Origin of the sequence: Paraburkholderia fungorum, from assembly GCF_046027215.1 — a bacterium.
GTDB classification, from domain to species: Bacteria; Pseudomonadota; Gammaproteobacteria; order Burkholderiales; family Burkholderiaceae; genus Paraburkholderia; species Paraburkholderia fungorum_D.
Genome location: NZ_JAQQEN010000001.1, coordinates 2,110,610 through 2,127,901, shown reverse-complemented (window position 1 = coordinate 2,127,901; position 17,292 = coordinate 2,110,610). Strand labels below are relative to the sequence as shown.

The window sequence follows — 17,292 nt, the reverse complement described above, 5'->3', positions numbered from 1 at the left end:
CGCCAGCGCCCCCAATGTATCCAGAATAGCCGACCACACGATACAGCCCTCCTTCGTTCGCCTCTTTGTCAAACGAATGCGCGTGCCATTAACTGAATGCCCAGGCAAAGCAAACAGACAAAAAACCAGCGGCGGAAAGTCGCCGGACCGATGCGTCCACGCACCGACTGCCCAATCCACATGCCGAGCAACGCGGGCACCACGGCCAACAGCGAATCGCCCAGATCGTGGACGGCGAACGCATGCTCACGCGCCAGTCCGATCGCGAGCGCGATGGTGGAGACGGTGAAAGAGAGCCCGAGCGCCTGAACCAGGTCCTCTTTTTTCAGCGCCAGCCCCTGCAGATACGGTACCGCCGGCACGACGAACACGCCGGTGCCGCCCGTGATCAGGCCGGTCAGTGCGCCGATTGTCGGCGACAGCCAGGGTTCGTGGCGCGACGGCACCGCGATGCGCCACGCCAGCAGCCCGGCCGCGGCGTAGAGCGACAACGCCGCGCCCAGCCCGACCACCGCCCAGACGCCGCCTCCACCGACGATAAACGAGGCGGCCGCCACCGTGCCGGCCACGATACCCACCATCATCGGCCACAACCGCCTGAGCAGCGGACCGACGCTGGCCCCCGCGAATAATTGCCAGACATTCGTGACGAACGACGGCACCAGCAGCATCGCGGCGGCCTGCGCGGGCAGCATCAGCGTGCCGAGCACGCCCATCGCGACGGTCGGCAAACCCATGCCCGTCATGCCCTTGACGAAGCCGGCCAGGACGAAGGTCGACGCGATAATGGTGACGTGCAGTGCAAAAGAAGAAATCATCGACAGATCGCGGTAAGGGTGATGTCTGCGATTTTCAATCGCCGCAACGCCACTCACAATGCGTAAGATGCGTACCGTGCCTTAGGCTGTCCCTAAGGCTGCCGACCTCAATCCACGCTCTCCGCCCATGCGCTTCGACCTGATCGACCTCCGGCTTTTCCTGTTCATCCTCGAGACCGGCAGCATCACGCACGGCGCGGCACGCGCGAACATGTCACTGCCGTCAGCCAGCGCGCGGCTGCGCGGCATGGAGGAGACGCTGGGTGAACCGCTGCTGGAGCGCGGCCGGCGTGGGGTCGAATCGACCCCGGCCGGCGACACCCTCGCACATCACGCGCGGCTCGTGCTCGGCCAGATCGAACGGATGCAGGGTGAGCTGGGAGAACATCAGGAAGGACGCAAGGCATGGATTCGTCTATGGACCAACACCGTTGCCATCACCGAATTTTTGCCGGCGCCGATCGGGCTGTTTTTACGCGACCACCCGAACGTGCAGATCGATCTGAAGGAGCGCCAGAGTAGCGAAACAGTGAAAGCGGTGCTGACCGGCGCAGCGGAGATCGGCATCATCTCGGATGCCGTCGAACATGGTGCATTGCAGACGCTGCCCTTCGCGGTGGATACGCTCGTGCTGGTCACGAGCCGTGAGGATCCGCTCGCCGCGCGCCGTCGCGTCACGCTGGCGGAAGTGGCTGAGCGCCAGTTTATCGGCCTGAGCACCGGCAGCGCGTTGCATGCCTACCTGGGCGAACGCGCACTGTTATCCGGTCAGCCGCTCAGCATCCGTGCGCACATGCGGACCTTCGACGGCATCTGCTGCATGGTCGAACAGGGCGCGGGAATTGCCATCGTGCCGGCCACGGCGGCGAAGCGCTATCGCGGCACTGCCGGTATTCGCACGATCGAACTGACGGACAGTTGGGCCACGCGTGCGCTACTCGTCTGCATGCGCGATCTGAACGCGCTCAGACGACCGGAAAAAGCGCTGGCCCGGCATCTGGCGGGCATCGATTGACGGTGGGAGGCGCGCAGCGAAGCTGCCGCCTGTTATCAGCTCTTAGCGATCGTCGTCGCGAATCGACGATGCATGCCGGCACAGCGCGCGGACTTCGAGCGTCATATACGGAAACAGCGGCAACTGGCTCAGCACGTCGTGCAAATGCGCGGGGCTTTCCACGTCGAACACGCTGATATTGGCGTAGTGCCCGGCGATCCGCCACAGGTGCCGCCATACACCTTCTTTCTGCAGCCTCTGCGACAACGCCTTTTCATCGGCCTTCAGGCGCGCGGCGTGTTCGGCATCCATATCGAGCGGCAGATTGACGCTCATCTCAACGTGAAACAGCATGCTGGGTTCTCCTTTCCTCAAACAATCTTCCATGACGAAGACCCTGGCTGCGCGGTAGATAGCGCCACGCGATCAGGGTCGAACGTGTCCTGCTACACAACCAGATAACGATGCGACTCCGCCATTCAGGCTTCGGCGCGCACGCGCTCGACTTCCGCGTCCGGCAGGCTGTCGCGATCCTTGAACAGCGTGAAGTCGAAATCGATCAGCGCGAACTGGCCTTCCACGCCATACGGCTTACCTTCCGCGCCTTCGGCCTGCTTGACCGCCGGCACCAGCCCGTCACGCGTGGCAAACGCGAAGTCGTCCCACAGATACGGATCGCCATCGATATTGATCTGCGTGGTCAGCTTGCGGAAACCGGGCGCCGAAACGAAGAAGTGGATATGCGCCGGACGATGGCCGTGGCGGCCCAACTGATCGAGCAGCAACTGCGTCTGACCTTGCGGCGGCACGCTATAGCCGACCGGCACCACGCTGCGGAAGCTGTAGTTGCCGTTCGCGTCCGTGCGAATCGAACGGCGCAGATTGAAGGCCGGCTGCGATTTGTCGAAGTACGAATAATTTCCGAGGTGGTTCGCGTGCCACACTTCAACCAGCGCATGAGCCAGCGGCTTGCCGTCTTCGCCAAGCACACGGCCGCGCATCACCAGCGTCTGGCCGGGGTCCTTGCCGTCGTCCAGACGCGCATGCCCATCGGACAGCGGTGCGCCCGCCACATACAACGGCCCTTCGATCGTGCGCGGCGTGCCGCCTTCAACGCCGGCCTTCGCTTCCGCTTCGTCCAGACGCAGATCGAGGAAATGCTCGAAGCCGAGGCCGGCGGCCAGCAGGCCCAGTTCGCCGCTCTGGCCCGCCTGGCCAAGATAGTTCAGCGCGGTCCAGAATTCGGCCGGTTGCACGTCGAGGTCTTCGATCGTATAGAACAGATCCTGGACGATGCGGTTGACGATCTGCTTGGTACGCGGATTGCCTTCACTGATGGCGCTGTCGTTGATCTTTTGCAGCAACGCGTCGATGGTTTGCTTGTTCATGGGTATCTCCTTCGTTTAATGTCCGTGACGGCTAACGGGTGAACCGTCAGTTCATGGTGACGCTTGCGCCCTGCCGCGTATCGCGCCGCAAGCGGTCAATCTTGTTCCAGTCGAGCGTGATGCCGAGGCCCGGCCCGTGTGGAAGGTGCAACGCGAAATTCTCGTAACGCAGCGGCTCGGTGAGAATTTCGTCGGTCAGCAGCAAGGGACCGAATAGTTCAGTGCCCCACTTCAGCTCGCCGAATGTGCTGAACAGGTGCGCCGAAGCGATCGTGCCCACCGCGCCTTCGAGCATCGTGCCGCCATACAGATCGATATTCGCGGCAGAAGCGATCGCGGCCACCTGCGCGGCGCCGGTCAGGCCGCCCGATTGCGCGATCTTGACGGCGAATACGTCGGCGGCACGGGCGCTCGCGACCGCGAAAGCATCCGCCGGACCGTGCAGCGCCTCGTCGGCCATGATCGGCACCTGGGCGAGATCCGTCAGACGTTTGAGGCCCGCGCGATTGTCCGCGGCGATCGGCTGCTCGATGAGCGCGACGCCGGCATCCGCCAGACGCGCCGCGGCCCAGATCGTTTCCGATTCGGTCCATGCCTGATTCACGTCGACCCGGACTTCGCCGCGCCCTTGCAGCGCTTTGCTGATGGCCACGACATGCGCGACGTCGTCGGCAACGGCGCGCGAGCCGATCTTCAGCTTGAAGACGCGGTGCCGCTTCGCTTCGAACACGCGCTCGGCTTCCTCGATGTCGCGTTGGGTATCGCCGCTCGCGAGCGTCCATGCAACGTCCACGGAATCGCGCACACGGCCGCCGAACAGTTCGGACAAGGGCACGCCGAGGCGCTGCGCCTGTGCATCGAACAGGGCGGTTTCGACCGCGGATTTGGCAAAGCGGTTGCCCTGGAACAGCGCGCGCAGTTTCGCCATCGCGGCGCCCGGACGGGTTGCGTCCATGTTTTTGAGCAGCGGCGCGAAATAGGTATCGAGGTTGACCTTGATACTTTCCGGGCTTTCCTCGCCGTACGCGAGACCGCCGATGGTCGTGCCTTCGCCCACGCCAACCACGCCGTCGGCGCAGCGAATGCGTACCAGCACGAGCGTCTGGCAGTTCATTGTTGCGACCGACAGCCGATGGGGACGAATCGTCGGGACGTCGACGAGAATCGTTTCCACGCTCTCGATCTTCACGGGTGTTGCTATCATTCGTTGCGCTCCTGAACTGCTTTCCTGAGGGCCCCATATTAGAAACAAACCTGCGAAGCAGTCCAACACCGATTCCGACTACTTCCATACCGTAGGGGTATGCATGGAACTTCGCCAACTCCGCTATTTCGTCGCGGTCGCGGAAGAAATGAACATCACGCGCGCGGCCAATCGTCTGCATATGACGCAGCCGCCGCTCAGCCGCCAGATCCAGCAGATCGAGGAGAGCATCGGCCTGCCGTTATTCGAGCGCGGCTCGCGGCCATTGCGGCTGACCGAGGCGGGCCGCATTTTCTATACGCAGGCCAAGCGGCTGATCGACGAAGCCGACGAACTCGCCCCGCTCACGCGGCGCCTCGCGCAACTGGCCGAGCGGATCGTGATCGGCTTCGTGCCGTCCACCCTGTACGGTGCGCTGCCCGCGGTGATCCGTGCCTTTCGCGAGGCTGCGCCGCATATCGAGTTGTCGCTGATAGAAATGTTCACGATCGAGCAGTTGGGTGCGCTCAAGGGCGGCCGGATCGACGTCGGCTTTGGCCGCCTGCGGTTCGACGACGCGCAACTGTCGCGCGAAGTGCTGGTTGAGGAACGGATGATTGCGGCATTGCCGCAGGATCATCCGCTCGCGCGGCAAAAGAAGCCGCTGACGCTCGCGGCGCTTGCTGAGGAAACGCTGATCGTGTATCCGAGCACGCCGCGGCCGAGCTATGCGGACCAGCAGTTGTCGGCGATGCACGACCATGCGCTGGAGCCGAAGGCGATTCATGAAGTGCGGGAATTGCAAACGGCGCTTGGGTTGGTGGCCGCGCAAGTTGGGGTGTGTCTCGTGCCGGAGAGCGTGGAGGGTTTGCGCGCGCATGGCGTGGTGTATAGGACCATTCCGGCGGCGAATGTGGCCTCGCCGATTATTATGAGCCGCCGGTTGCAGGATGAGTCGCCCACTACGGGGCTGTTGTGTTCGATCGCCAGGGAGTTGTTCAAGAGGGCTTGACCTCTCCTGGTGGGGGGTTTTTGCCTTTGGCGGTGGCATTTCCTGGTTCTTGTATCTTTGGCCTTTCCTTGCTTTCTTATTGGTCTATTAGCGTTCCCCCTGTGCGGGGGGGCACCTACTTTTCTTTGCCGCCGCAAAGAAAAGTAGGCAAAAGAAAGCGGCTCACACCGCCAATTTTTAAGCGGGTCCCCTGGCTTGGAGGGGATCGTGGCCCCGTAGAGATTGGCTCTCCGCACCCTCTGGCGTGAGTGACCAGGCCGTCATGCCTCCGGCGGCGCTGCGCGCGCCGAGGCGGTACTTCATCAAACCACTCCCTTTGTTTCCCTTTGGCCAAGCGGCGTTCTTTCAAGGGCCGATCCTGTCGAGCGCGCCAATTTTCATCATTCCGGCCTCGATTTGACCGGGTCCGTCGTTGCTACCAGTTCCCGGTCGACCAGTTCGAGCTTCAAGGGTGCATCGGCCGACAGCTTCTTCTTCGCGACCACGCGACGCCAGGTTCCGTTCGCATCAGGGGCCCGGTAGAACGCGACGACACCCACGTATTCCGTATCCGGCTGCATCGGCTGCGACACGCTTGCAGAGGCACCGGGATTGACTACCGTCGCAATGCTGTCCTGCAGATCCTGCGCGAGCACCGTCCTGTCGTTCTTCAGCAGATCGTCATATGACGCCTTGTCGAAGAGCTTGCGATCCTTGAGCTGGTACACGCGCACGGCGACCGACGTCGAGCGCATCGCTTCGTCCGGATTGACCGAGGCGCGCGCGGTCAGGTCGACGTTCAGCACCTTGACCTGTTTGTAAAAGACGGCGTGATACGCGCTCGAGGTCGAGTCCGACACGGTCTGCCACGCGCCACATGCGCTGAGCAGCAGACTGGTGGCAAGAAGCGTCGCGGTTAGCGTAATCGGGCGGAAAAGCATAAGTACTCCAGATTCAGGCAGGCGACGCAAGGAACGGGTTCGGTCCCGGCGCCGGAAACGCTTCGTAGGAGCCGAGCGCAATGGTGATCAGACGTTCGTCGTCTGAAGGCAGCACGGTGGTCCAGGCAAGACGTGGCGCCGGAGCTTCGTGCGTCGCGCCAATTTTCGGTACGGGTGCGATTCGCGACGAGACTTCCATCCGCAGGAACACGTCGGCTTTCGTCCCGACGTACAGACGGATAAAAGCCATCAGTTCGCGGTGCAGCCACGCGCCTGGCAGCAGATCGTGCGCCTGTTCCGCGGTCGCGGGCCGCAATGTCACGCGAGCGGCCCGGCTGCGACAGGTAAGCCGCGTGCCCAGCACATAGCCCCCACCGGGACCGCGCCGACTGCCCTCGACCGGTGAGCCGTCAGCACTGCCCGCGCATGTGAGCGGTTGAGGCTTGCCCGCGCCCTTGACGGTCGGGAAGAACTCGTCGACACGAACATCGACACCCGGCACGGCGAGAGCAACGACACCGGCAAGACCTTCAGGCGTGCGCGTACGCTGGATCAGCAACCCTGGCAGCGCCAGCACCCGCGAGTCCGGCAGCCCGGCGCGCGCGGGCTTCTCGCCCCAGCCAAAACCAGCCAGAGAGAGCAGCTTGCGCGAATGCCCATCCGTGCCACCCGGGCGGAAACCGATCGGGTAGCGGTACTTCTTCCACGCGCGATATAGCAGCGTGACGATGCGGTGATTGAACTGGTCGAGAAACGCTTCGAGCGCTTCATGTCCTTCGGTTCGCAGCACGATCTCGTCGATCATGTGCGAGGGCATGGCTGCATCCACGCCGTACAGGCCCATGAACGTCGTGCGCACGGTCGGCGGAGCGTTGGGGCCGCGGGTGACGCCCTCCTCGTCAAACTCGACTGAGGCGATTTCACCGGCCGGAAAGCCAACGCGCGCTCGCGGGCGAAATCTCACGGGTTCATGTTCGGGCGTGTCACGCGTACCGAAACCGGGACGCTCCGGCACCCGCACTTCGAGCAGCTGGCACAGCTGCATGAAGTTCATCATCGGCGCACGGGCGAGCAGCGACGCGACCAGCGGTTCCAGGTTGGGCGGCTCTCCCGGCTTCATAGTGCGGAGCGCTGCGCCTTGCTGCGCGGCCATTCAGTGCGTTGCTGTGACGGCAGGCTGATGATCGCGAGCTTCGTGAACAGATTGATTTCCGCGTACAGCGCGAAGAACCGGTGCAGCAGTTCACCAAACAGCATCACGTCGCCAACGCCTGCGAATGCGTGACTGTCGAGCGTGACCTCGATCAGCACACCTCGTTCGACCGAACCACCCGACACCTCTTCGAGCAGTTCCTCCGACACGTGCAGGATGCCCGCGAGGCGCCGGCGATTCAGCTCGTCGCTGGTCCAGTCGTAGAGCGCTAGTGCACCACGTAGCACTTCCGCGTCCATCATCGACAGGAAGTTCGGCGCAAGGTGCGACAGCACCCGCCACTGGAAGCGGTCGCCGGTCGGCGGATAGAGCGGCAACGTCGGCGCCACCAGATTGCGCACGGCCGACACGTTCGGCGTGCTCTCGCCCAGTTCGTTGATGCTCGCCTCGCGCAGTCCCTTTCTCGGCAGCATGCCATTGGTACCGGTCACGCGTAGCGACAGGTTTTCTGCCGGCAGATCTTCCATCGACTCCCATGCGTGGCCGCCGAGAATGACCCACGTGTCGTGCAGGCCCGTCACGCCCTGTCTCACGCGCGTATGGAAGTAGCGCTCCGGCGCCTCATGGCGCAACATCCCGCCACGGTGCCGGAACGTCGCGAACGGCACATATTCGTAACGCTGCGCGTTGGCATGATCGAACGATTCGATCGCGTCGACCGAGTAGGTTTCGACATGGGCCCCCTGGTGGCCGGCGGCCACGACCCGGTATTCCGTCGCGTGATGGTTCACGTCGATCGGCTCGGCGTCGAGCGGAAAGAGGTTGATGACCGGCGTACAGAAAAGCCGCACGTTCTCTGCGGTGAAACGCTGGTCGGACGGATAGGCTTGTTTGAGCACGATTTCCAGTTCGAAGCTGAACGCGTTGGTGGGCAGCTTCGCGATATCCAGACCGCACAGATCGACGAACAGGAACTTCTCGCGGAACGTGAAGTATTCGAGCAGCAACTGGTATCTGTACAAGGCAGTGACGAGCGGCCAGACGCTGAAGTCGATCGAGATCAAGTGGTACAGGATCGATGATGCGGGCAAGGAGAAGGAATACTTCAACACCAGGCTCGACAACGTGAAGGTCGTCGCGGTCAAGCCGAAGATGCTCGACATCAAGAACCCGGCTTTCGAGAAGCACAACCACCTCGAAGACGTCGAACTGCGCTACGAGAAGATCACGTGGTCATACAAGGACGGCAACATCATCCACGCCGACAGCTGGAACGAACGCTCGTAAGGTTCTCCGGGAGGCTGGCACAAACCTCCTGATCCCCCGGTCAGGTGCACGGCAGCCTCCTTCCGTCAGCCCGCCCTCTGCGGGCTGACGCTTCTATTCATGCACTGCAGAGCCGGCACGGCTGCAGGCTCTACTTTTTTCGTGACGATCATGACGCCGCGGGATTCCACGCATCTGCTTCGCAAGCTCAATCCGCACTGCGCGAGCGCGCTGGCCGATGCTGCCAGTCTGTGCAACGCCCGCCTGCATGGCGAGATCACGCCCGAGCACTGGCTGCTGAAACTGATCGATTCGGGCGCCGGTGATATCCCGGCGATCCTCCGGCACTATGAGATCGACATCGACGCGGTGTGGGATGCGTTGCTTGCCTCGATCGATCGTCTGCCGCAAGAGTTGCGCGGCAAGCCTGCCCTGTCGCGAACGCTCGCCGAGATCCTGGAAGGCGCATGGCTTCACGCATCCGCCGCCGGCGATATGCCGACGATACGCTCGAGTCATGTATTGCAGGCGCTAGTCGACGCCCCACATTGCCTGCGCGCCACCGACGCGTGGCCGCTGCTGTCCATCAGTGCGGCACAGATCCAGCGACTCGCCGCGGTGATCGACAGGCATTCGGTCGAAGCCGGTGACGACACAACCAGCCGGATAGCCGACAACGATCCATCCGTGCGAACGACCGTTACGGCAGACGGCACACGTCCTGACGCATCGACGAAACCGCAACCCCACACGCGTGCGCGACAACCGGAGGGCGTGGCTCTCGCCCGCTTCGCCATCGACCTGACGGCAAAGGCGCAACGCGGTGAAATCGATCCGGTGTTCGGGCGTGATCGCGAAATCCAGCAGGTTGTCGACGTGCTCGCACGGCGTCGCAAGAACAACCCGATCCTCGTTGGCGAGCCCGGCGTGGGCAAAACCGCCCTCGTTGAAGGCCTGGCGCTTCGCGTCGCGGAAGGATCCGTGCCGAACGTGATCCGCGACGTACGCATCCTGACGCTCGACCTGGGGCTGTTGCAGGCCGGTGCCGGTGTGAAGGGCGAATTCGAGCAGCGCCTGAAAAACGTGATCGATGAAGTGCAGCAATCAGAAGTGCCGGTGCTGCTGTTTATCGACGAGGCGCACACGCTGATCGGCGCCGGTAACGCAACCGGCGGCGCCGATGCGGCGAACCTGCTGAAACCGGCCCTTGCCCGCGGCGACGCGACCACCTGGTCCGAGTACAAGGCGTATTTCGAGCGCGACGCGGCACTTGAGCGGCGCTTCCAGGTGATCAAGGTCGACGAGCCGGACGATGATGCCGCCTGCCTGATGTTGCGCGGCCTGGCAAGCCGCTATGCAAGGCACCACGGCGTACACATCCTTGATGAGGCCATCACGGCGGCAGTCAAACTGTCACGCCGCTATATCCCGGCCCGCCAGCTACCGGACAAGGCGGTCGATCTGATCGACACGGCGGCAGCACGGGTGCGCATGGGGCTGGAGTCTCCTCCATCTGAACTCCAGCGGGCGGCTGCTGCGGTCGCGGCGCTTGAGCTGGAAATCAGCGCACTCGCCGCCGATCAGAATGCGGGCGCGCAAAACCTGCAGAAGCGGCATGACGCCCTAAACGCCTCGCTTACCAACGCGCGTGCGGAAAGAGACGCCCTACAGGCGCGCTACGCGCGCGAGCTTGAACTGGTCAGTGCCGTACTCGCGCAGCGTAGTGCTGATCGGGAGGTATCGGACCGCGGCAATGAAGCGCTCACGGTCGCCAGGAAAGCCGTGATCGACGCGCAGGGAAAGACACCCCTCGTCTTTGTCGACGTGGACGCGCAGGCCATCGCCCGCGTGGTCGCCGAGTGGACCGGCGTGCCGGTTGGCAATCTGCTCGAGGACGAACTGGCCGGACTGCTCACGCTCGAACAGCAGCTCGCCATCCGTGTGGTGGCCCAGGACGACGCACTGTCGGCACTCGCGGAGAGCCTGCGCACAGCGAAAGCGGGCCTGAAAAACGAGCATTCGCCGCTGGGCGCGTTTCTGCTGGCGGGACCATCGGGGGTAGGCAAGACTGAAACGGCACTTGCGCTTGCCGACCTGCTCTTTGGTGGCGAAGCCGCGCTGACGACCATTAACATGTCGGAGTATCAGGAAGCGCATACCGTTTCGCAGCTGAAGGGCTCACCGCCTGGCTATGTCGGTTACGGGCGCGGCGGGATTCTCACCGAGGCCGTGCGGCAGCGGCCCTACAGCGTCGTGCTGCTCGATGAAGTGGAGAAAGCGCATCGGGACGTGCTCGACATGTTCTATCAGGTGTTCGATCGCGGCACGATGCGCGATGGCGAAGGCCGTGAGATCGACTTTCGCAACTGCGTGATCCTGATGACGTCCAATCTCGGCAGCGCGCAGATCGACGAGGCTACAGCAGAGAACTGCGCTATTCCGCAGGCCGAACTGCTCGACGCCATTCATCCCCAGCTCGTCGCTTATTTCCAGCCCGCGCTGCTTGCCCGCTTCCAGACGCTGGTCTACCGGCCGCTCGACGCCACGGCACTCGCGTCAATCGTACGGTTGAAGGTGGCGAAGGTCGCCGAACGTCTGCACCGTCTCTACGACGTCGCACTCACCTGCGACGACGCACTGACCGGGTCGCTCGCGCAGCTTTGCCTTGCACGCGAATCCGGCGCGCGCAACGTCGACGCGTTCCTCAACCAGCGCATCCTCCCTGCCGTGTCGCGCGAGCTTCTGGCACGGATGGCCGGAGGTTTGCTGCCCGCTAAAATTCGCCTGTCAATCTCGCAGGACGAAAGTCTCGTGATCGACTTATGGATCGCCACGACACGTCGTCTCCTGTCAACGCGAGCGCTGATGATCTGGCTATAGCCAGTACGTGAAGGAGTGCGTGATGCCAGTTGGCCCTTCGCTGTATGACAAGCTGCTTGGACAGATTGGTGGTGAATCTCTGGATGCCTACGACGACAGGACTCTCGAGATCCTGAGCGTCCAGCAGAACATCCGTCACATTCTCAACACGCGGGCGGGCGCGCTCAAGCACCTGCCCGATTATGGACTGCCGGATCTCACGAACATCTACAAGGCGCTGCCCGCTTCGGCGCATCTGCTCAGGCAACAGATGGAGGCGACACTGCTGGTGTACGAGCCGCGTATCCGCTCGATCGATGTGGAGTACATCGACAATTTTGATCCGGGTGTTCTGGTGAGCTACGAAATGACATGCCATCTGAAGAAGGCGGGGCTGGTGCGCTTTGGCACGTACTTCGAGCCGCCGGGCCGGATGCGGGTGCAGCGTATTGACCGTGAGCGTTGAGTCGAGCGGGGCAGCCTTCGGCTAGTCGGTACCAGGGAAAACAGGTCCACTGCCCGTCTCATTAAAATGCCGTTGCTAAAAACATGGAGGCACACCATTGGAGAATGCTGCGCGCCTGGAAGTGCACTATTACCTGAAGAGTAGCTCGCATGCAATGAATGCGTTCCTGCGGCCCGCTGCGAAGCGGAATTCCTGGCTACCGTTTCTTACATCGCGCAGTCGCTGGGCGCCGATCTGCAATTCGAAGCAAGCATCCCCATTGAAGGCGGCTTTCGTGACATCTGGAAGGTGCTGTTCAGCAGGAACAACCGAACGCTGACAGTGCCCACAGGGACGACGCTAATAAACCGGCGGTTTCAAATACCAGTAACAAAACAAGGAAAGGCCAAAGAAGCCAGAACCAGAAAATGCCGCCGCCAAAGGCAAAAAAACTACTTCTCCATTCGAGCGTGAAGCCATTCATACCACAACCCCATCCCCTCCCCACTCAGCGCCGACACCTGCAAAACCTCCATAGCGGGATTAACCTTGCGAGCCAATGCAATACACATCTCCATGTCAAACTGCAAATACGGCAACAGATCAATCTTGTTCAACAAGAGTAAAGAACAAGCCCGAAACATATGCGGATACTTAACCGGCTTATCCTCCCCTTCAGTCACGGAAAGAATCAAAACCTTGGCCCGCTCGCCAAGATCAAACAGCGCTGGACACACCAGATTCCCAACATTCTCGATCATCACAACCGACCCCACCGGTGGATCAAGTTGCGTCAGCGCCCGCGACGCCATCTCCGCGTCCAGATGACACCCAGTCCCAGTATTGATCTGCACCACGCGCGCCCCAGTCGCGCGAATCCGCTCAGCATCGTTGAGCGTGGCCTGATCGCCCTCGATCACCGTCAGCGGCATCGTCCCGCCAAGATCGCGAATCGTCCGCTCAAGCAGCGTCGTCTTGCCGGCCCCCGGTGAACTCATCAGGTTCAGCGCAAGAATGGAACGTCCCGCCAACCACCCACGATTGCGTTCCGCCAACAACTGATTCTTCGCCAGAATGTCTCGCTCCAACGTAATCGAAGTCCCATGTTCCTGTGCATGCTGATGCGCGTGCTCATGTCCGTGCGCGTGCTCATGTCCGTGCTCGTGCTCATGTCCGTGCTCGTGCTCATGTCCGTGCTCGTGCTCGTGTCCATGCGCGTGCTCATGTCCATGTTCGTGCCCATCTCCATGCTCATGCGAATGCTCATGACTATGCATGTGTGCATGATCGTGCGAAAGCTCATGGCTATGCAGGTGCGCATGCTCGCGCGAAAGCTCATGGCCATGCGAGTGAGGATACGACTGCCCATACTGCTGCTCATGCATCTGTCGATAGACCGCCTCTCGCGCCCCCCCTTCCTCCCACACCTCGGCTTTCGCGCGCGTCTTCGCCGCTTCCTCTGCGTCCAGATCGGTCACCGCCGCGCCCTGCGTGTTCGAACATCCGCATGTCGTACACATCACACCACCTCCATCTGCCGGATCGTCAACTGCTGGCCGGAAATCAGTTCGAGATCGTCACTGCCGCAACCGCATTGCCCGAACGGTACGTCGACTTCAAGCGTCGCGCCGCATGCAAGGCAGCGTGCCTGCCCCGGCATCTCGACAATTTCGAGCGTCGCGCCCTCCACGGCCGTATCCCTCGCACAGACGTCGAAGCAGAACCGGATCGCGTCCGGCATCACCGCCGACAACCGCCCGATCTCCAGCGTCACCCGCCGCACGCGCGCGCCATGAGCCTGCTCGGCGCAGATCTCGACGACGCTGCTGGCAATGCTCAACTCGTGCATGTTGCGTTCCCCGTCAACACGGTCAGCAGATGCGCGGCAGTTGCTCGCCCACCAGCATATCGACAATACGTTGCCCGCCAAACGAGGTCTGCATGACCACCAGACCGCCCTCGTCCGCATAGCCCGAGGTGCCCGGCTCGACCGTGCCGACCGTGCCGATCGCCGCCGCCTCGCGCCCGGCCGGATGCGCCCGCATGACCGCCAGCACCCGTTCGGCCGCATCGGCGGGCACGACGGCCACCAGTTTGCCTTCGTTGGCCAGATACAGCGGATCGAGGCCGAGGATCTCGCAGGCGCCCTGCACCTGCTCGCGCAACGGCAGGTCAGCTTCGCGAATCCGTATCGTCACGTTCGAACTCTGCGCGAATTCGTTCAGCACGGTCGCAACGCCACCGCGCGTCGCATCGCGCAAACAGTGAATCCGCGGACACGCATCGAGCATCGCAGCGATCAGTCCGTTGAGCGGACAACAGTCGCTTTCGACATCGGCTTCGAGTGCAAGCTGCTGACGCGCCACCAGAATCGCCGCGCCGTGATCCCCGAGATAGCCGTTGACGATCACCACGTCGCCAGCACACGCGTTGCGCGCCGAAATCGACACGTCGCGTCGCACCACGCCAATGCCGGCGGTATTGATAAAGAGCTTGTCGGCGCAACCGCGCTCGACCACCTTGGTGTCGCCCGTTACGATCGCGACGCCCGCTGCGCGCGCAACCCGCTGCATGCTCGCGGCGACCCGTCGCAAGACATCAACGGCAAGGCCCTCTTCGATCACCACCGCGCATGACAGATACAACGGCGTCGCGCCGCATACGGCGAGATCGTTCACCGTGCCGCTCACCGCCAGCGTGCCGATGTCGCCGCCCGGAAAGAACAGCGGATCGACTACGTAGCTATCGGTCGTGAACGCGAGGCGATCGCCATGCGCGGCGAGATCGGCGAGCGTGAATACGGCCTGATCTTCGAGCGCCGCCAGGGTGGGATTGTCGAAGGTCGAAACGAACACGTCCTCGATCAGATCGCGCATCGCGCGGCCGCCGCTGCCATGCGCCAGATTGACGGACGCATCGCGCACGCGCGCAACACGGCGCGGCGTCGGTGGCTCGATCGGGGCGGGCGCGCGGTCGTTCATGACTGGCCTCGCGCGGTCGCCGTGGAAAAGGCATCGTCAGCGAAGCTTGGCTGAAGCACCGGCGCGCCTGAACATGCTGCTGCGCCAACATCGGCTGCCGGCGCCGATTGCCGCGCACCGCGCCGCTGTTCGAGCCTCGACGTATCGATGCGTCCATAGTTGTAGTACGCGGCGCATGCGCCTTCGCTCGATACCATCAGCGAGCCGAGCGGTGACTCCGGCGTGCAGGCCGTGCCGAACACCTTGCATTGGTGCGGCTTGATCACGCCCTTCAACACCTCGCCGCATTGGCATGCTTTCGGGTCGGCAATCTTCAGATTCGGCACGGAGAACTTGCGCTCCGCATCAAAGCCTGCGAACGCCTCCCGCATTCTCACGCCAGAATGATCGATCGAGCCAAGCCCACGCCATTCGAAAAACTCGCGCGGTTCGAACACGCGCATCACCGCCGACAACGCCTGCGCGTTGCCATCTTCCGGCACGATCCGGCCATACTGGTTCTCCACCTCGCAGCGGCCCTCAGCGATCTGCCGCAACACCATCCACATCGATTGCAGTACGTCGAGCGGTTCGAAACCCGCCACCGTGATCGGCTTGCGATAATGCCGCGCGATGAATTCATAGGGCCGTGTGCCGATCACCATGCTGACGTGCCCCGGGCCGAGAAAGCCGTCGAGGTGCAGGTCGGGTGAGTCGAGAATCGCCTTGATGGTCGGGATGATCGTGATGTGATTGCAGAACAGCGAGAAATTCGTGATCTTCTTTGCGTGCGCCTGCAGCACTGTCATCGCGGTGCCAGGCATGGTCGTCTCGAAGCCGAGGCCGAAGAAGATCACTTCGCGCGCCGGATTGAGCTGCGCGATCTTCAATGCGTCCAGTGGCGAGTAGACCATCCTCACATCGGCGCCATCGGCTTTGGCTTTCAACAGGCTTTTCTTCGAACCCGGCACTCGCATCGCGTCGCCGAAAGTCGTGAAAATCACCTCGGGGCGTTCGGCCAATGCCACGCAATCGTCTACGCGACCCATCGGCAGCACGCAAACCGGGCAGCCCGGACCATGCACGAATTCCACCGCGTCAGGCAGCAGTTGCTGGATGCCATAGCGGAAAATCGTATGGGTATGGCCGCCGCACACTTCCATGATCTGCAGGGGCCGTTGCTTCGCGCGCTCGATGCGCGACACCAGCGCGCGAATCTCCCTCTCCAGCGTTTTCGCTTTGTGCGGGTCGCGAAACTCGTCGACGTATTTCATCGCGCGGCTCCCTGCGTCATACCCGCGAGGCCGCCGCGATCGTCGGCGAGCAGCGTATGCACGAGGTCCCACAGAATGTGATAGATCGCGACGTGGGTCTCCTGCACGCGATGAATGCTGTCGCTTCGCACCACAAGGCAATGATCGACATCGGCGCTCGTCGCCATGCGTCCACCATCGTGGCCTGACAGACCAACCGTCAGCAAGCCCATTTCCCTGGCCTTCGCGAAGGCGGCAAGCAGGTTCTCGGAATTGCCGCTGGTCGACACACCGATCAGCGCGTCGCCGCGCCGCGCCTGCGCAACCAGTTGGCGGACGAAGATATGGTTGAAGCCGACATCGTTGCCGACCGCCGTCAACATGGCCATGTCGGCCACCAGATTGATCGCGGTCAGTGCCGGACGGCCGGTGGTCACCGGGTGCAGGAATTCGACGGCGATATGGGCCGCGTCGCAACTCGACCCGCCATTGCCCATCGCAAACAGCCGCCCGTCGTGTCGATACACGCCGGCGATCGCATGAGCGACCCGCACCACTTGCGGACCGTATTCATCGAAAAAGCGCCGTTTGGTATCGACGCTATCCTGCGCCTTGAGCCGCACCGATTCGAGCAGCGCTGCATCGAGCTTGTCCGCATCCTGACGGCCGCCGTGCAGGAACGGATAGAGCGTCTGGAGCGATTCATGTTCGGGCATGCTGGCCTCTCCGTCCTTTATCGCGCGCTCAGGGCGCGCTGCGCAGTTCGTCGAATTCGGCCTGCGCGACACCCAGCTCGTGCAGTAACGCGAGTGTGCGCGCCGCTTCCTGTTCGTCGAGCCGGCTCATCGCAAAGCCGACATGCACGAGCACCCATTCACCGATGCACGCGCTCGCCGGCCGATCCTCATCGATCACGAAGGCGATGTTGATCACGCGCCGCACGCCGCCTATGTTGACGAGCGCAAGGCTGTTCTCCGCGTCGGTCACTTCGACGATCTGCCCCGGGATGCCCAGGCACATGGTGTTCTCTCCCCTAGCCCG

General features: G+C 62.6%; 16 protein-coding genes and 2 pseudogenes. 5 read left to right on the top strand and 13 right to left on the bottom strand.

From position 1 onward, the window contains the following. Nucleotides 1-68: 68 nt before the first annotated feature. Nucleotides 69-818, bottom strand: coding sequence for a sulfite exporter TauE/SafE family protein (locus PQR27_RS09435; RefSeq protein WP_408523391.1), 750 nt, complete (start codon nt 816-818; stop codon nt 69-71). 127 nt (nt 819-945) lie between these two features. Between PQR27_RS09435 and PQR27_RS09430 the strand changes: the two genes are divergently transcribed. Beyond that, on the top strand, nt 946-1,833 hold the full coding sequence (locus PQR27_RS09430) for a LysR family transcriptional regulator (RefSeq protein WP_408523390.1): 888 nt from the start codon (nt 946-948) through the stop codon (nt 1,831-1,833). Between the two features lie 42 nt (nt 1,834-1,875). Here the strand turns inward: PQR27_RS09430 and catC are convergent, their stop codons facing one another. From catC to PQR27_RS09415, 3 genes are all read right to left on the bottom strand, one after another. Further along, nucleotides 1,876-2,166, bottom strand: a complete 291-nt coding sequence (catC, locus tag PQR27_RS09425) for a muconolactone Delta-isomerase (RefSeq protein ID WP_408523389.1) — start codon at nt 2,164-2,166, stop codon at nt 1,876-1,878. A gap of 125 nt (nt 2,167-2,291) precedes the next feature. Then, entirely contained in the window at nt 2,292-3,200 is a 909-nt protein-coding gene (catA, locus tag PQR27_RS09420; protein WP_408523388.1) for a catechol 1,2-dioxygenase, read from the bottom strand. 46 nt (nt 3,201-3,246) lie between these two features. Beyond that, the gene (locus tag PQR27_RS09415) at nt 3,247-4,404 is read right to left on the bottom strand and encodes a muconate/chloromuconate family cycloisomerase (protein WP_408523387.1); all 1,158 of its coding nucleotides are present in this window, start codon (nt 4,402-4,404) and stop codon (nt 3,247-3,249) included. A gap of 103 nt (nt 4,405-4,507) precedes the next feature. Between PQR27_RS09415 and PQR27_RS09410 the strand changes: the two genes are divergently transcribed. Continuing rightward, complete coding sequence (locus PQR27_RS09410; protein ID WP_408523386.1) at nt 4,508-5,395, top strand: LysR family transcriptional regulator; 888 nt, start codon at nt 4,508-4,510, stop codon at nt 5,393-5,395. A 380-nt stretch (nt 5,396-5,775) separates the two neighbouring features. Here PQR27_RS09410 and tssJ read toward each other — a convergent pair whose 3' ends face one another. From tssJ to tssF, 3 genes and pseudogenes are all read right to left on the bottom strand, one after another. Next, nucleotides 5,776-6,315 (bottom strand): type VI secretion system lipoprotein TssJ, encoded by a 540-nt coding sequence (tssJ, locus tag PQR27_RS09405; protein ID WP_408523385.1) that lies wholly within the window; start codon nt 6,313-6,315, stop codon nt 5,776-5,778. Nucleotides 6,316-6,328: 13 nt separating this feature from the next. Then, entirely contained in the window at nt 6,329-7,435 is a 1,107-nt protein-coding gene (gene tssG / locus PQR27_RS09400; RefSeq protein WP_408523384.1) for a type VI secretion system baseplate subunit TssG, read from the bottom strand. Then, nucleotides 7,432-8,484 (bottom strand): annotated as a pseudogene (tssF, locus tag PQR27_RS09395) (type VI secretion system baseplate subunit TssF); the annotation flags it as partial. The pseudogene tssF and the gene tssG, both read right to left, overlap by 4 nt. Between tssF and tssD the strand changes: the two are divergent. The 3 genes and pseudogenes from tssD to tssE form a co-directional block, all read left to right on the top strand. Beyond that, nucleotides 8,468-8,755 (top strand): annotated as a pseudogene (gene tssD, locus PQR27_RS09390) (type VI secretion system tube protein TssD); the annotation flags it as partial. The pseudogenes tssF and tssD overlap by 17 nt on opposite strands. Before the next feature lie 150 nt (nt 8,756-8,905). Further along, complete coding sequence (gene tssH / locus PQR27_RS09385) at nt 8,906-11,614, top strand: type VI secretion system ATPase TssH (protein WP_408523383.1); 2,709 nt, start codon at nt 8,906-8,908, stop codon at nt 11,612-11,614. A 22-nt stretch (nt 11,615-11,636) separates the two neighbouring features. After that, on the top strand, nt 11,637-12,059 hold the full coding sequence (gene tssE, locus PQR27_RS09380) for a type VI secretion system baseplate subunit TssE (RefSeq protein ID WP_408523382.1): 423 nt from the start codon (nt 11,637-11,639) through the stop codon (nt 12,057-12,059). Between the two features lie 431 nt (nt 12,060-12,490). Here the strand turns inward: tssE and hypB are convergent, their stop codons facing one another. Genes hypB through PQR27_RS09350 form a run of 6 tightly spaced genes read right to left on the bottom strand, consistent with a single transcriptional unit; the run spans nt 12,491 to nt 17,271 of the window. After that, complete coding sequence (gene hypB, locus PQR27_RS09375) at nt 12,491-13,516, bottom strand: hydrogenase nickel incorporation protein HypB (protein WP_408523381.1); 1,026 nt, start codon at nt 13,514-13,516, stop codon at nt 12,491-12,493. Between the two features lie 41 nt (nt 13,517-13,557). Further along, nucleotides 13,558-13,887, bottom strand: coding sequence for a hydrogenase maturation nickel metallochaperone HypA (gene hypA / locus PQR27_RS09370; RefSeq protein WP_408523380.1), 330 nt, complete (start codon nt 13,885-13,887; stop codon nt 13,558-13,560). Nucleotides 13,888-13,909: 22 nt separating this feature from the next. Beyond that, nucleotides 13,910-15,019 (bottom strand): hydrogenase expression/formation protein HypE, encoded by a 1,110-nt coding sequence (hypE, locus tag PQR27_RS09365; RefSeq protein WP_408523379.1) that lies wholly within the window; start codon nt 15,017-15,019, stop codon nt 13,910-13,912. Continuing rightward, nucleotides 15,016-16,272 (bottom strand): hydrogenase formation protein HypD, encoded by a 1,257-nt coding sequence (gene hypD, locus PQR27_RS09360; protein WP_408523378.1) that lies wholly within the window; start codon nt 16,270-16,272, stop codon nt 15,016-15,018. The genes hypE and hypD overlap by 4 nt, the downstream gene beginning before the upstream one ends. Then, nucleotides 16,269-16,967, bottom strand: coding sequence for a D-sedoheptulose-7-phosphate isomerase (locus PQR27_RS09355; RefSeq protein WP_408523377.1), 699 nt, complete (start codon nt 16,965-16,967; stop codon nt 16,269-16,271). Before PQR27_RS09355 ends, hypD begins: the two co-directional genes overlap by 4 nt. A 28-nt stretch (nt 16,968-16,995) precedes the next feature. Continuing rightward, nucleotides 16,996-17,271 carry a HypC/HybG/HupF family hydrogenase formation chaperone gene (locus PQR27_RS09350; protein WP_408523376.1) on the bottom strand — a complete coding sequence of 92 codons (276 nt, stop codon included), beginning with the start codon at nt 17,269-17,271 and terminating at the stop codon, nt 16,996-16,998. Nucleotides 17,272-17,292: the final 21 nt, after the last annotated feature.